This window comes from Streptomyces sp. NPDC017890 (assembly GCF_044328675.1).
Classification (GTDB): Bacteria; Actinomycetota; Actinomycetes; order Streptomycetales; family Streptomycetaceae; genus Streptomyces.
In genome coordinates this window covers 119059-137425 of sequence record NZ_JBIRHU010000007.1, presented here as the reverse complement: position 1 = coordinate 137425, position 18367 = coordinate 119059, and the positions used below count along the sequence as shown (strand labels likewise).

Here is an 18367-nt window from a genome sequence, read left to right as displayed (position 1 = left end):
GGCGACGGCGCTCTTGATGCCCTTTCGCCCCGGCCGTGAAAGCGTCCGGGACATGGCCCACATGTCCCACGGCGCCCACGCCCAGCCTCCGACGCGCGGACAGCGGTGGTCCGCGTTCCGGCAGTCGCCGTTCTGGCCGGCCACCGTGCTGGTGCTGATCCTCGCGGCGGCCGCGGGTCTCTTCGCGGGTTCGTACACCTACTCGATGGCGGACCCGACGCCGCACTCGATCCCCACCGCTGTGGTCGGCTCGTACGAAGAGGCCCGTGGCCGGGCCTTTCTGGACGGCCTGGAGAAGGCGCTGAACGCCTCGGTCAAGGTGCATCCCTACGGCAGCGAGGCCGAGGCCCGTCGGGCGATGCAGGACCAGGAGGTCTTCGCGATCTTCGAGCTGCGCGACGACGGCCGGACCGCCGTGCTCGACCTGTCCAGCGCGTCGGGCGCCTCGGTCGCGCAGGTACTGGCCGACACGGCACCGGTCGTGGGGAAGAAGACCGGCGTCGAGGTCACCGTCCGGGACATCAACCCCTTGCAGGAGGGCGACCCGCGCGGTCTGGCGATCTTCTACATCTCCCTGGCCGCGGTGATCATCGGCTTCGTGGGGGCGATCCAGCTGAGTGTGCACGCGCGCTCCCTGACCCCGTTCGAACGCATCCTCTTCACGGCTGCCTACGCGCTGCTCGGCGGGTTCGCGATCGCCGCGACGGTGGACTGGCTGCTGGGGGCGCTCGACCTGCCGTTCGTCGAGTCGTGGCTGATCCTGGCGCTCACCATGTTCGCGTCCGGCATGGTCTTCACCATGTTCAACACCCTGTTCGGACGGTGGGCGATGCTGCCGACGTGGGGGCTGATGGTGCTCCTCGGCAACCCCTCGTCCGGCGGTGCGGTGTCCTGGCCGCTGCTGCCGTCCCCGCTGGGGGCGATCGGCCAGTGGCTGCCGCCCGGGGCCTCGGTCAACGCGCAGCACACGGCGGTGTACTTCCAGGGCCACCAGCACGCTTTCCCGTTCCTGGTGCTCGGCGGGTGGGCGCTGCTGTCCTGCGCGGTCTTCTGGATCTGGCGGCACCGCCATCCCGGCGGCCGCGAGAAGCAGCCGGCGCACGCCGCGGACTCCTGACCCGTCCGTCACGCGCGTGCGGTGCGAAGCCGTTGCGTCACTCGCGTGCGGTGCGAAGCCGTACATGACGCTCGTACGTCCGAAGCCGTACGTCACGCGTACGTTCCAAAACCCGTCCGTCACGCGCGTGCGGTCCGAACCCGTCCGTCCCCCGCGGCTGTTCCGATCGCCGCCCTGCTGAGATCATGAGGCGGGAGTCCCCGCCTTCGGTTGGAGTGCACATGGCCCTCGACGTCGACGCGATCCGCGCGCAGATACCCGCCCTGAAATCCGGCTCCGCCCGCTTCGACGCGCCGGGCGGCACCCAGACCCCGCAGCCCGTCATCGACGCCATCGGCGAGGCGCTGGCCGGCCCGCTGGCCAACCGGGGCCGGACAACGGAGGGCGAGCGCAACGCGGACGGCATCGTCGCGGACGCCAGGGGCGCGCTGGCCGACCTGCTGGGCGCCGAGCCGCGGGGCGTGGTCCTCGGCCGCAGCGCCACACAGCTCGCCTACGACCTGTCCCGGACACTCGCCAAGACGTGGGGGCCGGGTGACGAGGTGGTCGTCACCCGCCTCGACCACGACTCCAACATCCGGCCCTGGACGCAGGCGGCGGACGCGGCCGGCGCGAGCGTGCGCTGGGCGGACTTCGACCCGGCCACCGGGGAACTGCTTCCCGAGCACATCGAGGCGGTGCTCTCGCCGCGCACCCGGCTGGTCGCGGTGACGGCCGCGTCCAACCTCATCGGCACCATGCCCGACCTTGCGGCCATCGCTCGCCTGGTGCACGGCGTGGGCGCACTGCTCCACGTCGACGCCGTGCACTACGCCTCGCACGCCGTCGTCGACCCGGCCGCGCTCGGCGCGGACACTCTGGTGTGCTCGCCGTACAAGTTCCTCGGTCCGCATCTGGGGGTGCTGGCGGCCCGGCCCGAGTTCCTGGAGACGCTGCGCCCGGACAAACTGCTGCCCTCCAGCGACGCCGTCCCCGAGCGTTTCGAGCTGGGGACGCTGCCGTACGAGCTGCTGGCCGGCGCCCGTGCCGCGGTCGACTTCCTCGCGGGTCTGGAGCCGGACGCGCGGGGCAGCCGCCGGGACCGGCTCGTCGCCTCCTTCGCGGCCCTGGAGGCCCATGAGGACACGCTGCGCGAGCGGATCGAGCGAGGGCTGGCGGACCTCGGCGGGATCACCGTGTACTCGCGGGCCGCCCGGCGCACGCCGACCCTGCTGTTCACCGTGGCGGGCCTGCGCCCGGCCGACGTCTACCGGCGACTGGCCGAGCGGGCGGTGGACGCGCCCGCCGGCTCCTTCTACGCCGTGGAGGCCTCACGCCGGCTGGGGCTCGGCGACGAGGGCGGCGTGCGGGTCGGGCTCGCGCCGTACAGCAGCGCGGACGACGTGGACCGGCTGCTGACGGCGCTGGCCGGCCTCGACCGCTGACGGGCACGGGCCGGCGGGCCTCACCCCAGCGGAACGCTCACCTCCCCGACGCCCTCCGCGCTCGCCCCGCCCGCGACCCGCACGGTGAACGGACGGTCACTGCCGCTCGCGGTGACCCGCAGGACGTCCCCGTCACGCCGCACGCCGAACGTCGCGGCGGGCATGCCCAGCAGGTCGGGCACGGTGACCTCGGCGGCGTAGTCGGGTGCGGCGGTCGGGTGGACCAGCAGGGTCGGGGCGTCCAGCCAGTCGCCGTCGGGGCGCTGGTCGTCGGAGGCCAGCGGCAGGACGGCGCCCTCACGGACGTACAGCGGCAGGCTGTCGTAGCCGTGCCGTTCGGTGCGCCAGGCGGGACCGGTGACGCGCTCGCCGGTCAGGAGGTGCGTCCAGGTGCCCTCGGGGAGATAGACCTCGACCTCGCCGTCCTCGGTGAAGACCGGGGCGACCAGGAGGTCCGGGCCGAGCATGTACTGGCGGTCCAGTGGGCGGCAGCCCGGGTCGTGCGGGTACTCCAGCAGCATCGGACGCATCATCGGCACGCCGGTGCGGTGGGCCTCAGCGGCGACGCCGTACAGGTAGGGCATCAGACGGTGCTTGAGGAGGGTGAAGCGCCGGGCGACGTCGACCGCCTCCTCGCCGAACTCCCACGGCACCCGGTACGACGAGGAGCCGTGCAGCCGGCTGTGCGAGGAGAGCAGGCCGAAGGCCAGCCAGCGCTTGAAGACCGCGGGGTCGGGCGTGCCCTCGAAGCCGCCGATGTCGTGGCTCCAGAAGCCGAAGCCGCTCAGGGACAGGGACAGGCCGCCCCGGAGCGACTCGGCCATCGCCTCGAAGGACGACCAGCAGTCGCCGCCCCAGTGGACCGGGTACTGCTGGCCGCCCGCGGTCGCGGAGCGGGCGAAGAGGACGGCCTCGCCCTGGCCGCGCTCCTTCTCGAGGAGTTCGAAGACGGTCCGGTTGAAGAGGTGGGTGTAGTAGTTGTGCATCCGCTCCGGGTCGGAGCCGTCGTGCCAGACGACGTCGGTGGGGACGCGCTCGCCGAAGTCGGTCTTGAAGCAGTCCACGCCCTGGTCGAGCAGCGGCTTGAGCTTCCCGGCGAACCAGTCGCGGGCGGCGGGGCTGGTGAAGTCGACCAGGCCCATGCCCGCCTGCCACAGGTCCCACTGCCAGATGTCGCCGTCCGGCCTGCGCACCAGGTGCCCGAGGGCGGCGGCCTCGTCGAAGAGGGGGGACTTCTGGGCGATGTAGGGGTTGATCCAGGCGCTGACCCTCAGCCCCTTGGCCTTGAGGCGGGCGAGCATGCCGTCCGGGTCGGGGAAGACGTCGGGGTCCCACTGGAAGTCGCACCACTGGTACTCGCGCATCCAGAAGCAGTCGAAGTGGAACACGGTCAGCGGGATGCCCCGCTCGGCCATGCCGTCCACGAACCTCGTCACCGTCTCCTCGTCGTAGGAGGTGGTGAAGGACGTGGTGAGCCACAGGCCGAAGGACCAGGCGGGCGGCAGGGCGGGGCGGCCGGTGAGGGCGGTGTAGCGGGTGAGGACGTCCTTGGGGGTGGGGCCGGCGACGACGTAGTACTCCAGCGTCTGGTCCTCGACGCTGAACTGCACCTGGCCGACGGACTCGGAGCCGACCTCGAAGGATACGGCGCCGGGGTGGTTGACGAAGACGCCGTAGCCGCGGGAGGAGAGGTAGAACGGGATGTTCTTGTAGGCCTGCTCGCTGCTGGTGCCGCCGTCGGCCTGCCACATGTCGACGACCTGGCCGTTCTTGACGAACGGGGTGAAGCGCTCGCCGAGGCCGTAGATCTGCTCGCCGACGCCGAGGGCGAGCCGGCTCAGCATGTGGTGCGCGCCGTCGCCCGTGGTGGCGAACGCGGTGCTCTTCGCGCCCGCCTGCGTGAGCTCGCGTCCGTCCGCGTCGTGGAAGCTGAGGCCCCAGGGCCCCTCGCGGTCCAGGCGGAGGGTCAGCGGGCCGCTGGTCAGCTCGGTGACCGTGCCGTCCTGGTGCACCGTGCCGGCGCCGTCCGCCGCGCCCGCGAGGGCGAAGTCGGGGCCCGGCCGGCGCTTGCCGGCGTGGTGGGTGACACGGACGCCGATGACGCCCTCGGCGGGAGAGAAGCATTCGACCGTGAGGAGCGGCGCGTTGAGCGTGTCTCCCCTCCGCGTCACCTTCTTCACGGCGGCATGCGCGGTGAAGCGCTTCGATTCGGGGCGCACATCGCGTACCTCGGTGGCGTACGAGAGATGCACGCCGTCACGGATGAGCCAGAAGCCGTCGGTGAACTTCATGATCTTCCTTGGGTGCGGCGGGAGCTGGTCGGATGGGAGCACGGGGGCCGTCTCACAGCGTTTTGATCGTACACAAAACAAATCCGGCCGCAGAGGCCTTCACTGCGACTTCACCGCGCTGAACAGGCGTGATTACCCATCACAACAGGCCACTCACCCCACGAAGTGGCGAGACCGAGGCCACTTTGCTCTAGCGCGACGGCATGTCCTTGACGTATTAGTCATCACATCAAACAAAACGGTCCGGCAATGAAGCCGGACGGTACGACAGCAAGGGCCCCGCACCATGTCGAAGCGCTTCACCTCGCTCGCCTTGACAGCACACCCTCCGGCTGCCACGCACCGCGGGCGAGGACGCTCACGCCGATCCGTCGCCCCGTTCGCCGCCGTCTCCGTCCTGGTCGCCGGGGCGGCGCTCGCAGGCTGCGGACAACAGCGCGACGCCGACGTGTACACCGTGATGAACTCCTCGACCGACGAGTCGTACCACCGCTGGGACGCGGAGGCGATGGCCCGCTGCGGCAAGCAGCTGGGCGTCACCATCGAGCAGCAGAGCGTCCCGGCCGCACAGGTGATGACGAAGGCACTGCGCATGGCGTCGTCCAAGTCGCTGCCCGACATCGTGCAGTTCGACGCGTCCGAGATGCCGACGTTCGCCGACGCGGGTGGACTGGTCGACCTCGAATCCCTCGGGCTGAGCACCGACGGCATCCCCGAGGGCATCGTCGACTTCGGCTCGTACGAGGGGACGTACTACGGCGCGGCCCGCTCCGTGAACACGCTCGCGCTCTTCTACAACAAGGACGTCCTCGACAAGGCGGGCGTCGAGGTGCCCACCACGTGGGAGCAGCTGCGGGAGAGCGCGAAGAAGCTCACCCAGGGCAAGCAGTACGGGCTGGCGCTCAGCGCGGGCGGCGCGGAGGACGGCGTCTTCCAGTTCACGCCCTTCATGTGGTCCAACGGCGGTGACGAGACCGACCTGGCCGGCCCGCAGGTCGTCGAGGCGCTCGACTACTGGAAGGGCCTGCTGCAGGACGGCTCGCTGTCGAAGTCCACGGTCAACTGGACGCAGGCCGACGTCAACGACCAGTTCATGGCCGGCAACGCGGCGATGATGATCAACGGGCCGTGGCAGGTGGAGACCCTGAACACCGACAAGTCGCTGAACTGGGGCATCGCGCCGATCCCCGTGCCCGAGGCCGGCGACGACTCGGTCGGTCCGCTCGGCGGCGCCGTGCTCACCGTGCCCAACACCGGTGACGACGCGCGGGAGAAGACCGCCGCGAAGATCGTGGCCTGTCTGGCGAGCGAGAAGGAGCAGCTGACCTACGCGCTCAACAGCTGGATGGTCCCGGCCAACGCGAAGGCCGCCGCCGTCTGGCGCGAACGGGTGCCCGAGCTGGACTCCCTCGCCGACCAGGTGGCCGTCGCCCGGTCCCGGACGGCGAAGCTCGGCGCCGGCTGGTCGAGCGTCTCGCTCGCCCTGCAGAGCGCCTTCCAGTCCGCCCTGACCGGCCAGTCCAGCGAGGCCGCCCTGAAGCGCGCCCAGCAGCGGGCCACGAGCGGGAACTGAGGAAACGCGCCCATGACCACGTCCACCGTCACCGCACAGACGCCCGACAAGGCGTCCAAGACGGCCACCGCGCCGGACCCGGACCGGCTCAGGCGCCGGCGCCGGCTCGCCCAGTGGGGGTTCGTCGCCCCCGCCGTCGTCTTCATGCTGCTGTTCTTCGGCTACCCGCTCGTCCGCAACGTCGTGATGAGTTTCCAGCACTACACGCCGAAGACCTTCTTCACCGGTGAGGCGCCCTTCAACGGCGCCGACAACTGGTCCAACGTGTTCCAGGACGCCCTGTTCGGCAAGGCTCTGTGGCACACCCTCGTCTTCACCGCGGGCTCGCTCCTCGGGCAGTTCTGCATCGGCATGGCGCTCGCGGTGTTCTTCAGCCGCCGGTTCCCGCTGAACGGGGTGCTCCGCTCGCTGATCCTGCTGCCCTGGCTGGTGCCCATGGTGGTGTCCGGCATCGTCTGGCGGCGCATCCTCGACCAGGACACGGGCGTCCTGAACTCGTTCCTGGACACCGTCGGGATCGGCGGCAGCACGCCCTGGCTGACCAGCCCGGAGATGGCCCTCGTGTCGGTCATCCTGGTCAACATCTGGATCGGCATCCCGTTCAACATGGTCATCCTGTACGGCGGTCTCCAGGAGATCCCGAAGGAACTCCACGAGGCGGCCGCCCTGGACGGCGCCTCGGCGTGGCGGACCTTCCGCTCCGTCACCCTGCCGGTCCTCAAGCCCGTCATCACCGTCGTTCTGGTGCTCGGTTTCATGTCGACGGTCAAGATCCTCGACCTGATCCTCGCCCTCACCGACGGCGGTCCGGCCGACGCCACCCAGACGCTGGGCACGCTCACCTACCAGAACTCGTTCGTCCAGCTGGACTTCGGCGCGGGTGCCGTCGTCGGCAACGTACTCATCCTGATCTCCGCCGTGTTCGCGGTGTTCTACCTGCGGGCCAACCGCACCGAGGGGAAGTGACGTCCATGGCCTCCCACACGCCCACAGCCTCCCGGCGCCGCTGGGGTTCCACCGTCGCCGGCGTTCTCGTCCTCGGCGTGATGCTGTTCCCGCTGTACTGGATGCTCAACACCGCGCTCCAGCCCGAGTCCGGGCTCCTCCAGGTCGACCCGGTGCCGGGCAGCCTGGACCTGTCCGGCTTCTCCAAGGCGATCAGCGACCAGGGCGGGCACCTGCTGACCTCGCTGGCCGTCTCGCTCGGCGCGGTCGTCATCTGCCTGCTGATCTCCGCGCCGGCCGCGTACGGCCTCGCACGGTTCGGCCTGCGCGGCTCCCGCACGATCGTGTTCGGCACGCTGATCACCCAGATGGTGCCGGGCATCGTCATCGCCAACGCGCTCTACAACTCGTACGTCGACCTGGGCCTGGTCAACTCCTACTTCGGCCTGATGCTCGCGGACGCCTCCCTGGGCATCCCGTTCTCCATCGTGCTGATGCGCTCCTTCATGGTGTCGATCCCGGGCGAGGTGCTCGAGGCCGCCCAGATCGACGGCGCCGGACCGGTGCGGACGTTCGTGCGGGTCGTGCTGCCGATGAGCCGCAACTCGCTGATCACCTCCGGGCTGTTCGCGTTCCTGTTCTCGTGGAGCGACTTCATGTTCGCGCTCACCCTGAACACGACCGACGACGTCAAGCCCATCACCCTGGGTATCTACCAGTACATCGGCGCGCACGTCGGCGACTGGGGCTCGGTGATGGCCGCCTCCGTGCTCTCCGCGGTGCCGGCGGCGATCCTGCTCGTCCTCGCCCAGAAGTACATCGCCGCCGGGATCACCGGCGGCTCCGTCAAGTGACCCCCGTACGCGCTCCCGCAAGCCGTACGCACCCCCGTGAGCATGGAGATGAGCTGCACAGCATGAGTGACTTCCCCGGTTTTCCGCCCGGCTTCGTGTTCGGCGCCGCGACCGCCTCGTACCAGATCGAGGGCGCGGCACGGGAGGACGGCCGCGGTCCGTCGATCTGGGACACGTACAGCCACACCCCCGGCCTGGTGGTGAACGGCGACACCGGTGACGTGGCCTGCGACCACTACCATCGCTACCCCGAGGACGTGGCGCTGCTGCGCGACCTGGGTGTGGACTCGTACCGCTTCTCGATCGCCTGGCCGCGCATCGTGCCGGAAGGCTCGGGCGCGGTGAACCGGAAGGGGCTGGACTTCTACTCCCGCCTGGTCGACGAGCTGCTCGCGGCGGGCATCGAGCCGGCCGCCACCCTCTACCACTGGGACCTGCCGCAAGCCCTGGAAGACCGGGGCGGCTGGCGAGTGCGGGAGACGGCCGAGCGGTTCGCCGAGTACACGGCCGTGGTCGCGGAGCACCTGGGCGACCGGGTACCGCGCTGGATCACGCTCAACGAGCCGTGGTGCAGCTCCTTCCTGGGCTACTCCATCGGCCGGCACGCTCCCGGCGCCAAGGAGGGCCGGGGCGCGCTGGCCGCCGCCCACCACCTGCTGGTCGGCCATGGTCTGGCGATGTCGGCGCTGCGCGCGGCCGGGGTGCGCGAGGCCGGTATCACGCTCAACCTGGACCGCAACCTGCCCGCCACCGACTCCCCCGCCGACCTCGCGGCCGTGGTCCGCGCCGACACCCAGCACAACCTGGTGTGGACCGAGCCCATCCTCGCGGGCCGCTACCCGGCCACCGAGGAGGAGACCTGGGGCGAGCTGATCACCGGGGAGGACTTCCGGCGGGACGGCGACCTGGAGCTGATCTCCCAGCCGCTGGACTTCCTCGGCGTCAACTACTACCGGCCGATCGTGGTCGCCGACGCCCCGCACCGCGAGAGCGACCCGGCGCGGCGGGTGGCCACGGACAACCGCTACGAGGAGGTCCGGCACCCGGGAGTCCGGCACACCGCGATGAACTGGCCGGTCGTCCCGGCCGGCTTCACCGACCTGCTCGTCCAGCTGAAGAAGCAGTACGGTGACGCGCTGCCTCCGGTCCACATCACCGAGAACGGCTCGGCGGAGGACGACACGCCCGCCCCCGACGGCACGGTGCACGACGCCGACCGCGTCGCCTACCTGCGCGACCACCTCACGGCGCTGCGGGCGGCGATGGACGCGGGAGTGGACGTACGCGGGTACTACGTGTGGTCGCTGCTGGACAACTTCGAGTGGGCGTACGGCTACGACAAGCGGTTCGGCATCGTCCGGGTCGACTACGACACGCAGGAGCGCACACCGAAGGACAGCTACCGCTGGTACCGGGAGATGATCGCCGCGAACCGGGGCTGACCCGGGGGCGCGGGGCCGGCTTGGGGCGGGTGGGACCTGGGGCGCGGGGGCGTCCTGGGGCGCGGGACGCCTGGGGGCGGGGCCTGGGGCGCGGGACGCCTGGAGCGCGGGGGCCTGGAGCGCGGGGGCCTGGAGCGCGGGACGCCTGGCAGGCCTCGGCCGGGCGGCCCCCGCGTCAGCTCTGCTCCCGCTCGGCATACGCCGCCGGGTCGGCGAGCACCTCGCGGACGATCACGCCGGCCGCGCCCCGGCCCGCGTCCCCGAGGGAGGACGCGGGCCGCAGCCGCTTCCCGTCCTCGCTCCACAGCCCGGAGACGACGCGGAGGGCGAGCTCGCGGTCGACGGCGGGGGCCAGCCAGTCCATCAGCTCGCGGTAGACACCGCCGAGCATCACCGCGTCCGGGTCGAAGAGGTTCACCGCGCCCGACACGACGACGCCCAGCTGCCGTCCGGCGCGCTCGATCGCCGACAGGGCGGCCGCGTCACCCCGCCGGGCGCGGCGTTCGAGTTCGGCGACGCCCTGCACGCCCGCGTCCGCGTCGATGCCGGCGGCCTTCAGCAGCGCGGCCTGTCCGGCGTACTGCTCCAGGCAGCCGCGGGCCCCGCACCGGCACAGCGGTCCGTCCGGATCGACGACCATGTGCCCGATCTCCCCGGCGAAGCCGTGCGCACCGCGCAGCAGCTCGCCTCCCAGCACCAGGGCGCCACCGATGCCGATCTCGCCGGTCAGGTACAGGAAGCTGCGCACGCCCTCGGTGCCCGCGCCGAACCACAGCTCGGCGAGGGCGGCGGCGTTGGCCTCGTTGTCGGAGCTGACCGGCAGGGGGCGGTGGGCCGGGCGCAGGGCGAGGAGCGCCTGCGCGAACAGCCCTTCGACCGCGACGCGCTGCCAGCCCAGGTTGGGGGCCTGGCGCACGGTGCCGCCGGTCACCAGGCCCGGCAGCGCGACATGGACGCCGGCCGGAACGAGGTCCTGTTCGGCCGCCGAACCGATGGCGCGCGCCGCCAGCCGCGCCGCGCGCGCCAGTACCTCGGAGGGCTGGACCCTGCGGTTGTCGAAGTGCTCCACGAGCCGGACCCGGTCGGTGCCGGCGAGGTCGACGACGCACACGGTGACGTAGTCGATGTTGATCTCGACCCCGAGGCCCGCCGGGCCCGACCGGGAGACCTTCAGGACGGTGCCGGGCCGCCCCGCCTGACCGCTGCTGGTCTTTCCCCATTCTGAGACGAAGCCGTACTCCAGCAACTGCTCGACGAGGGACGACACCGCGGCGCGGGTCAGTCCGACGTGAGTGGCGATACCCGCCCTGGTCGACTCCCCCGCGTCGTGCACGGCCCTCAGGACCAGGCTGAGGTTGTGCCGTCTGACCGTGGCCTTGTCGGCCTTCGGCCCCAGGGGGGTGAGGTTGTTCTTCATGGTGGTGTCGAGCGTATGCGACGCCGGGGGCGCCACCCCCGCCCCCGGGGCAGGCCGGGACGCCCTTGCCCCTCCCCTGCGTCACCCCTAGCCTGATTTTGTGCCGCAAATAAACAAAGCCCGATCGCACAACGCCGTGCCGGGCCCCAGTACCGACCTCGTCCGCCTCCGCATCGCCCTGACCGCCTTCTTCGCCCTCGACGGCTTCATATTCGCCGGCTGGGTCGTACGGATCCCCGCCATCAAGGAGCAGACCGGCGCCTCCGCCAGCGACCTGGGGCTGGCGCTGCTCGGGGTCTCCGCGGGCGCCGTCGTCACCATGACGCTCACCGGACGGCTGGTCCGCCGCTACGGCAGCCACCCCGTCACCGTCGCCTGCGCGGTCCTGCTCTGCCTCAGCATCGCCCTGCCCCCGCTCACCCACTCCGCGCTCGCCCTCGGCGCCGTACTGCTGGTCTTCGGCAGCGCCTACGGCGGGATCAACGTCGCCTTCAACAGCGCCGCCGTCGACCTGGTGGCCGTCCTGCGGCGCCCGATCATGCCCAGCTTCCACGCGGCGTTCAGCCTGGGCGGCATGATCGGCGCCGGACTCGGCGGGCTCGTCGCAGGGTCGCTGTCGCCGGTGCGGCACCTGCTCGGCCTCACCGTGATCGGCCTCCTTGTCACCCTGGTCGCGGGCCGGGCCCTGCTGCGCTGCGAACCCGCCGCGCCGCCGGACCGTACCGCCCGTCCCGACCAGGGCGACCGACCCGACCGGGGCGACCGTCCCGACCGGGGCGACAGCGCACCGCGGCCACCCGACCGCCGTACCCGCCGCCTCGTCATCACCTTCGGTCTGATCGCCCTGTGCACGGCGTACGGCGAGGGCGCCATGGCCGACTGGGGCGCCCTGCACCTGGAGCAGGACCTCGACGCCTCGCCGGGCCTGGCGGCCGCGGGATACTCCTGCTTCGCTCTCGCCATGACCGTCGGCCGCCTGACCGGCACGACGTTGCTGGAACGCCTCGGCCGGACGACCACGGTGGTGGCCGGCGGCACGATCGCCGTGGCGGGCATGCTGCTCGGCTCGCTCGCCCCGTCCGTGTGGGCGGCGTTGTTCGGCTTCGCGATCACCGGGCTCGGGCTCGCCAACATCTTCCCGGTCGCGGTCGAACGGGCCGGGGCGCTGGGCGGTCCCAGCGGCGTCGCGGCGGCGTCCACCCTGGGCTACGGCGGCATGCTGCTCGGGCCGCCCGCGATCGGCTTCATGGCCGACTGGTTCTCCCTGCCGGCCGCGCTCACCAGCGTGGCGCTACTGGCGGCGGTCGCGGTGCTCGTCGCGGTCGCGACCCGGCGCGCGGGAGTGGCGGGCTGAACCTCGGGGCGCTGTCCGGCGGCCCACGCCGGCAGTGCCCCGGCAACCCGTCACGGCAAGCGCGGACACGTCTTCCAGAGGCACCGTCACCTCGCCCCCGCTCCTGGTCCGTCTGTCCGTCTCCTCGGTCATGCCCGAGGAGACGGACCTGGCGCCACCTCGGTGAGCCGGTCGAGACGGACACGGTGCGCGGGGGTCATTCCGAGACGTCCCGCGGCGAGGTTCTCCTCCAGGTGACCGATCCGGCCGGTGCCGGGAATCGGGAGGACGACAGGTGAATGGCCGAGGAGCCAGGCGAGCGCGATCTGCGTGGGGGTGGCGTCGAGCTCGGCCGCCACGGAGGCGATCTCGGCCTCCGCCCCCGACTTGCCCCAGGCGACCGGGCGCCACGGCAGGAACGCGATCCCTGCCGCTTCGCAGGCCGCGAGCACGGGCTCGTGCTCGCGGTCGAGGAGGTTGTACCGGTTCTGCACGCTCGCGACGTCGACGATCTCTCGTGCCTGGTCGAGTTCGTCGACGCTGACCTCGGACAGCCCGATCCGACCGATCTTGCCCTCCGCCCGCAGGTCCCGCAGCGTGCCCACCTGGTCGGCGAGCGGTGTGTCGGGGTCGATGCGATGCAGCTGAAGCAGCTCGATCCGCTCGACGCGCAGTCGGCGCAGGGCCTGCTCGACCTGATCGCGCAGCACGGCCGGCCGCCCGTCGAGCTTCCACTCGCCGGAGGGGCCCGATCGGGCGACGCCGACCTTGGTGGTGATCAGCAGTCCGTCCGCATAAGGGTGCAGGGCCTCGGCCAGGAGTTCCTCGTTGGCCCCACCGCCATACATGTAGGCGGTGTCGATCAGCGTGACGCCCAGCTCGACGGCCCGCCGGGCGACCGCGAGAGAGGTCTCGCGGGCCGGACCCGGTTCCGTGGGCAAGTGCATGGCACCGAACCCCAACCGCCGCACTCTCAGATCGCCGCTGATACAGAACTCAGTCGATGTCACGTGCTTCCTTCCCTCCCCCGCTCGACGGGCAACGGGCAACGGGCAACGTTAACAGTCCAGTTGGGAACGACCGGCCGACCATGACCGCGCAGCCCCGTCCTCACGCCGGCCGACTGCCGTGCCCGGCGGCGGACCGCCCGGGCGACGGGAAGCCTGCTCCAGGGGAAGCGCCGGACCTTCGGAGGCTTCGCCTGAAGCCCTCTCCATGCGGCACACTCACCGCCATGGAGAGCGCCACGTTCGTCGAAACCCTGCACCGTGAGGGTGCGTTGCTGACCGCGGCCGCCGAAGCGGCGGGCACCGACGCCGAGGTGCCCACTTGCCCCGGGTGGCAGGTCCGGGACCTGCTGCGTCACACGGGGATGGTGCACCGCTGGGCGGCTGCGTTCGTCGCCGAGGGGCACACCGGCCCCCGGCCCGACGGCGGCCTGCCCGACCTCGACGGCGCCGCGCTGCTGGCCTGGTTCCGGGAAGGACACGGGCAGCTCGTCGACACCCTCGCCGGCGCCTCGCCCGGCGTGCGCTGCTGGCACTTCCTGCCCGCGCCGTCGCCCCTGGCCTTCTGGGCCCGACGGCAGGCGCACGAGACGACCATGCACCGGATCGACGCCGAGTCGGCCCGGGGCGGCGACCCCACCGGCATCGGCGCGGACTTCGCGGTGGACGGCATCGACGAGTTGCTGTGCGCCTTCCATGCCCGCCCGAAGAGCGCGGTGCGCACCGCGGAGCCCCGCACGCTGCGGGTGCGTGCCACGGACGTACCGGGCGCCGTGTGGACCGTACGGCTGTCCGCACAGCCTCCCGTGACCGAGCGGGACGATGCCGGGGACGCCGACTGCGAGCTGAACGGACCCGCCGCACAGCTCTATCCGGCGCTGTGGAACCGCCGGCCGTTCCCGGAGGTGACCGGCGACGCATCGCTCGCCGCGCTGTGGCGTGAGAAGTCGGGCGTCACCTGGAACTGAGCCGCACCGGGCGGTGTCGTCGGTCAGTCGGCCAGCATCCGGTGCAGCACTGCCCGCTGCACCGGAAGCACCTGGCCGTACATGACCCGCCCCTTCGAGGTGAGAGCCACCCGCACGCCCCGCCGGTCCTCCGGGCACATGGAGCGTTCGACGAGGCCGTCCTCCTCCAGCCTGGCGACCAGCCGCGACAACGCGCTCTGGCTCAGGTGGACCCGCTCGGAGATCTGCTGGACGCGGTATCCGCAGGAGCCGGAACCGTCCTCGTCCAGCGTGCCTGCCAGGACGTCGAGCACCTCGAAGTCGCTTCCGCACAGGCCGTGTCGGTGCAGCGCACGGTCGAGTTCACACTGGGTGCGAGCGTGCAGGGCCAGGATGCCGCGCCACCGGGTCACGAGCGCCTGTTCGGCCTTCTTCGCCGCCATGGGCGCACCGTAGCAGAGCGGCCGCGGCGGACACCGCGCCGCCGAACCGGCGCAGGTCTGGAAGACTTGTCGGCATGAACACCTACGGGGGACGGCGTACGCAGGGCGAGCGGGACGCGATCACCGTCGAGATCGGGTACGCGCTGTGCAGCGCGGCGTTCGCGGCGGCCGTGCTGTTCGGGGCCCTGGCGGGACCGGCGTACCTCTTCGGGCTGCCGGGCGGTGTACGGGACGTGCTCGTCGGCTCGGGTGCGGTGCTGGCCGCCGTGGTGTTCTTCGTCCGCGTGGTGAGCGTGCTGGTCCGGTTCGCGCGCGGCGATCAGCCCAGCCGGTCCGGCCGCACCGGCCCCGGCTCGTAGGCCAGGGACACCAGTGGGGCCCGGACGCGGACCCCACTGTTCGGCGTCTCGCCCGCGACCGTGTGCCGGGGGGCCAAGGCTCGGCCCGCTGCGGAGTGGGCCGGTGGGGCCGCGCCGCGACTGTTCGCCCTGTCCGCCGCGTCCCCGAACGGCCAACGTGGCCATCGCCTGCGCTGGTCCCCATGGCGTCGTCTGCACCAGGCCCGCGTCCGCGACTGCCACTGCCACTGCCACTGCCACTGCCACTGCCACTGCCGCCGACGCGAGGCCACAACATGAAGCTCCGCAACTGCGGACGGAGTACTGATTGACTGACCTCAGGAGCAACCGGCCGAAGTCGCTGCGTCCCGAGATGCCCCTCAGGCCGCCGTCAGCGCCGCCAGAGCGCGGTCCATCGCGGCGTTGAACTCTTCCGGCGTCAGCGGCAGCCGGGACTTGACGTCCCGGCTCCACTGGTCGGCGAGGACCTCGGCGGAGCCCGCCTCGACACCGTCGAGCGCCGCGTCGGCCAGGTCCGACGGCGCGATCTTGTCCACGGGCCAGCCCGCGGCCATGTCGGTGTCGGCCAGACCGAGGTGCACCGCCGTCACGAGCGTGCCCTGCTCGGCGAGTTCCAGGCGGACGCCGTTGGTCATGGCCCAGGCGGCGGCCTTGGTCAGGTGGTAGGCGTTGGCGCCCTTGCCCCCGAACCATGACATGGCGGAGAGGACGTTGACGATCGCGCCCCCGCCGTTCCCGCCGAGCGCCGGCGCGAACTCCCGGACCATTCCCAGGTGGCCGAACAGGTTCGTCTCCAGTTCGCGCCGTACCGCGTCCAGCGAACCGGTCACCAGGTCGGTCCCCGTCTGGATCCCCGCGTTGTTGATGAGCAGCGAGACGTCCGGGGCGGCCTCGGCTGCGGCCCTCACGGACGCGGGATCGGCGATGTCGAGGGGCAGCACCTCGACCCCCGGCAGGTCCACGGTCTCCGGCCGGCGGGCCGTCGCGTAGACCTTGCGGGCACCCCGTTCGAGCAGGCGCTGGGCGAAGGCGCGGCCCAGGCCGCGGTTGGCTCCGGTGACAAGGGCAACTGAGTTGTTGATGTCCATGCCCGGTACGCTAAAACCTGACGTTGACGTCAGAGGCAAGCATTGGTCATCAGGACCGGGGGGAGAGGATTCGCCATGACCGTCACAGAGGCCGCGGCCGAGCGGCCGATCCGCATCGGCGAGGTGGCACGGGGCGCTGGCGTCTCGGTACGCGCCGTGCGCTACTACGAGCAGCAGGGGCTGCTCGTCGCGGAGCGCAGCCCATCCGGCCAGCGCCTCTACCGGCGGGACGCCATCGCCCTGGTCCGCTTCTTCCAGCAGATGTTCGCCGCCGGTCTGACCAGCCGAAGGATCACGGAACTCCTTCCGTGCTGGGACTCCGGGCACACCGACGCCGAGCAACGAGCCATGCTGCGCGCCGAACGCGACCGGATCCAGGCCAAGGTCGACGACCTGCAGGCTGCCCTGGACCGCCTCGACGAGGTCATCGCGATCACGGACACGCACCCGTAGGCGCGGGCGGCCGGGCGTCGCACCAGCGGTCCACGGCTGGTGACACGAGCAGGAGACCCGTGCGAACGCCGAAGGCGAGTGACCCGACGCCGGCTTCTGCGGTCGGGGCTCCGGTCGGTTCGGGGACTGCTGAACCTTGGGCGCCGCCGCGGCGGCGTCACCCCGCGCGCGGGGGTCCACGCCGACAATCTGCGGCAGCGTCGGCAACTGGTGGCGCAGGCGCTGGCCGCCCGCGCCACCGGCGAGTTGCGCCGGGCCACTGAACTGGCCCGGCAGGCTGAGGAACTGTGGCGCGGCGAGTTCGCCGAGGGCCTTCATGCCCCCTGCCTGGCTGCGCAACTGCTGCGCTGGGCCGAGAAACGGCTCACCGTCCTGGAAGGCCGGCTGGCCGGCCAGATCGACCTCGGGCATTTCTTCGAGTACGTCCACGAACTCGTCCGGCTCGTCGTGGCGCACCCCTTGCGGGAGCGCCTGTGCGAGCTTCTGATGCTCGCGCTGTACCGCGCGGGCCGCCCGGCCGACGCGCTCACCGCCTACGACGCGGTACGGCAGCGGCTCGCCGAGGCACTGGGCTCCGACCCGGGACCCTGAGTACGCTCCCTGCACACGCGCATCCTGCGGCAGGACCCGGCGCTGCCGCCTCCACCCAGGGTTCCGGCGAGGTGAGGGGCGCCGCGGAGGTCACGTCCACGAGCGGGTGGTGTCTCCGAGGCTCGGGCGCTTCGCGGCTCGCAGACTTCGGGGACCTCACCCCCTACGAAAAGACCAGGCCCGCCGCATGGGCGAGCCGTTCCGCCGCGTGCCGGAAGAACGCCTCACGGTCCTCCACGACCCGGTTGAACTGCCCGAACACCTCGAACCCGACCAGCCCGAACAGCTCGGCCCAGGCGGCCACGAGCGCCGTCACCGCCTCCGGCGGCAGGTCGGGCGCGAGGTCCGCGGCCATCCGGTGCGCCTCGGGCCGCAGGTCGGCGGGCAGCGCCGGCTTGGCGAGGCCCGCGCCCCGGTGCGCGTCGCGCAGGATGCCGACGAACACGTAGGCCACCCGGGCGGCGGCGGGAACGGTGTCCTGGGGCGCGGTGTAGCCGGGCACCGGCGATCCGTAGATCAGCGCGTACTCATGGGGATGCGCCAGCGCCCAGTCGCGTACCGCCTCGCACACCACGGTCCAGCGGCGGGCGGGCCCGGTGTCGGCCGCCGCCTCGTACGCCACCTCGGCGGCGTGACCGAGCGAGTTGTAGGCGTCGATGATGAGGGCGGTCAGGAGGTCGTCGCGGCTGGGGAAGTAGCGGTAGAGGGCGGAGGATGTCATGCCCAGCTCGCGGGCCACGGCCCGCAGCGAGAGCTTGGCGGCGCCTTCCGCCGCGAGCTGCCCGCGCGCCTCGTCCTTGATGGCGGCGGTGACCTCGATCCGGGCGCGGGCGCGGGCACCCATGGCTCCTTGTGCGGTGCTCATGCGATCAGTGTGGCACGCGAAGGAGAGCGGTGCACGCAAATCGGAGCAGTGCACGCAGAACGGAGCGGTCCGCACAGGACAGATCCTGCTCACAGCTTGGAGGGGCGCGCGCGGGTCGAGAGCGGCCTACGCACAGCGAGTGCAGTGGACGCGAACAAGCGCGCCACACCCGAACGAGAGCACTGCTCGCAAGCGTGAGCGATGCCCGCAAGTGTGAG

The 18367-nt window shown here is 71.8% G+C and carries 17 protein-coding genes; 11 read left to right on the top strand and 6 right to left on the bottom strand.

What is annotated here, in order from left to right:
* Positions 1-52: 52 nt before the first annotated feature.
* Entirely contained in the window at positions 53-1117 is a 1065-nt protein-coding gene (locus tag ACH4F2_RS11425) for an ABC transporter permease (RefSeq protein WP_398132478.1), read from the top strand.
* A gap of 221 nt (positions 1118-1338) precedes the next feature.
* A complete protein-coding gene (locus ACH4F2_RS11420) occupies positions 1339-2541 on the top strand; it encodes a cysteine desulfurase-like protein (RefSeq protein ID WP_398132477.1) in 1203 nt (400 codons plus the stop codon).
* A 20-nt stretch (positions 2542-2561) separates the two neighbouring features.
* On the opposite strand, the gene yicI is transcribed toward ACH4F2_RS11420, so the two are convergent.
* Entirely contained in the window at positions 2562-4832 is a 2271-nt protein-coding gene (yicI, locus tag ACH4F2_RS11415) for an alpha-xylosidase (protein WP_398132476.1), read from the bottom strand.
* A 286-nt stretch (positions 4833-5118) separates the two neighbouring features.
* Here yicI and ACH4F2_RS11410 point away from each other — a divergent pair, with 286 nt between their 5' ends.
* The 4 genes from ACH4F2_RS11410 (at position 5119) to ACH4F2_RS11395 (ending at position 9646) form a co-directional block, all read left to right on the top strand.
* On the top strand, positions 5119-6405 hold the full coding sequence (locus ACH4F2_RS11410) for an ABC transporter substrate-binding protein (protein ID WP_398132475.1): 1287 nt from the start codon (positions 5119-5121) through the stop codon (positions 6403-6405).
* Between the two features lie 12 nt (positions 6406-6417).
* Complete coding sequence (locus tag ACH4F2_RS11405; protein WP_398132474.1) at positions 6418-7371, top strand: carbohydrate ABC transporter permease; 954 nt, start codon at positions 6418-6420, stop codon at positions 7369-7371.
* A gap of 5 nt (positions 7372-7376) precedes the next feature.
* Positions 7377-8204 carry a carbohydrate ABC transporter permease gene (locus ACH4F2_RS11400; protein WP_398132473.1) on the top strand — a complete coding sequence of 276 codons (828 nt, stop codon included), beginning with the start codon at positions 7377-7379 and terminating at the stop codon, positions 8202-8204.
* A 62-nt stretch (positions 8205-8266) separates the two neighbouring features.
* Positions 8267-9646: a GH1 family beta-glucosidase gene (locus ACH4F2_RS11395; RefSeq protein WP_398132472.1), complete on the top strand. Its 1380-nt coding sequence runs from the start codon at positions 8267-8269 to the stop codon at positions 9644-9646.
* A gap of 175 nt (positions 9647-9821) precedes the next feature.
* Here ACH4F2_RS11395 and ACH4F2_RS11390 read toward each other — a convergent pair whose 3' ends face one another.
* A complete protein-coding gene (locus tag ACH4F2_RS11390; RefSeq protein ID WP_398132471.1) occupies positions 9822-11063 on the bottom strand; it encodes an ROK family protein in 1242 nt (413 codons plus the stop codon).
* 136 nt (positions 11064-11199) lie between these two features.
* Here ACH4F2_RS11390 and ACH4F2_RS11385 point away from each other — a divergent pair, with 136 nt between their 5' ends.
* A complete protein-coding gene (locus ACH4F2_RS11385; protein WP_398132470.1) occupies positions 11200-12417 on the top strand; it encodes an MFS transporter in 1218 nt (405 codons plus the stop codon).
* Between the two features lie 128 nt (positions 12418-12545).
* Here ACH4F2_RS11385 and ACH4F2_RS11380 read toward each other — a convergent pair whose 3' ends face one another.
* Positions 12546-13406 carry an aldo/keto reductase gene (locus ACH4F2_RS11380; RefSeq protein ID WP_398132469.1) on the bottom strand — a complete coding sequence of 287 codons (861 nt, stop codon included), beginning with the start codon at positions 13404-13406 and terminating at the stop codon, positions 12546-12548.
* Between the two features lie 224 nt (positions 13407-13630).
* Here ACH4F2_RS11380 and ACH4F2_RS11375 point away from each other — a divergent pair, with 224 nt between their 5' ends.
* Positions 13631-14371, top strand: a complete 741-nt coding sequence (locus ACH4F2_RS11375) for a maleylpyruvate isomerase family mycothiol-dependent enzyme (RefSeq protein ID WP_398132468.1) — start codon at positions 13631-13633, stop codon at positions 14369-14371.
* A gap of 23 nt (positions 14372-14394) precedes the next feature.
* Here ACH4F2_RS11375 and ACH4F2_RS11370 read toward each other — a convergent pair whose 3' ends face one another.
* Positions 14395-14793 carry a MarR family winged helix-turn-helix transcriptional regulator gene (locus ACH4F2_RS11370; protein WP_398132467.1) on the bottom strand — a complete coding sequence of 133 codons (399 nt, stop codon included), beginning with the start codon at positions 14791-14793 and terminating at the stop codon, positions 14395-14397.
* Between the two features lie 74 nt (positions 14794-14867).
* On the opposite strand from ACH4F2_RS11370, the gene ACH4F2_RS11365 reads away from it, so the two are divergent.
* Positions 14868-15152, top strand: coding sequence for a DUF6332 family protein (locus tag ACH4F2_RS11365; RefSeq protein ID WP_398132466.1), 285 nt, complete (start codon positions 14868-14870; stop codon positions 15150-15152).
* Positions 15153-15511: 359 nt separating this feature from the next.
* On the opposite strand, the gene ACH4F2_RS11360 is transcribed toward ACH4F2_RS11365, so the two are convergent.
* Positions 15512-16240 carry an SDR family oxidoreductase gene (locus ACH4F2_RS11360; RefSeq protein ID WP_398132465.1) on the bottom strand — a complete coding sequence of 243 codons (729 nt, stop codon included), beginning with the start codon at positions 16238-16240 and terminating at the stop codon, positions 15512-15514.
* A 75-nt stretch (positions 16241-16315) separates the two neighbouring features.
* On the opposite strand from ACH4F2_RS11360, the gene ACH4F2_RS11355 reads away from it, so the two are divergent.
* Together ACH4F2_RS11355 and ACH4F2_RS11350 are read left to right on the top strand one after the other, a co-directional pair.
* On the top strand, positions 16316-16693 hold the full coding sequence (locus ACH4F2_RS11355) for a MerR family transcriptional regulator (RefSeq protein WP_398132464.1): 378 nt from the start codon (positions 16316-16318) through the stop codon (positions 16691-16693).
* 210 nt (positions 16694-16903) lie between these two features.
* Positions 16904-17284: a BTAD domain-containing putative transcriptional regulator gene (locus ACH4F2_RS11350; RefSeq protein WP_398132463.1), complete on the top strand. Its 381-nt coding sequence runs from the start codon at positions 16904-16906 to the stop codon at positions 17282-17284.
* 163 nt (positions 17285-17447) lie between these two features.
* Here ACH4F2_RS11350 and ACH4F2_RS11345 read toward each other — a convergent pair whose 3' ends face one another.
* On the bottom strand, positions 17448-18149 hold the full coding sequence (locus ACH4F2_RS11345; protein ID WP_398132462.1) for a TetR/AcrR family transcriptional regulator: 702 nt from the start codon (positions 18147-18149) through the stop codon (positions 17448-17450).
* Positions 18150-18367 lie beyond the last annotated feature (218 nt).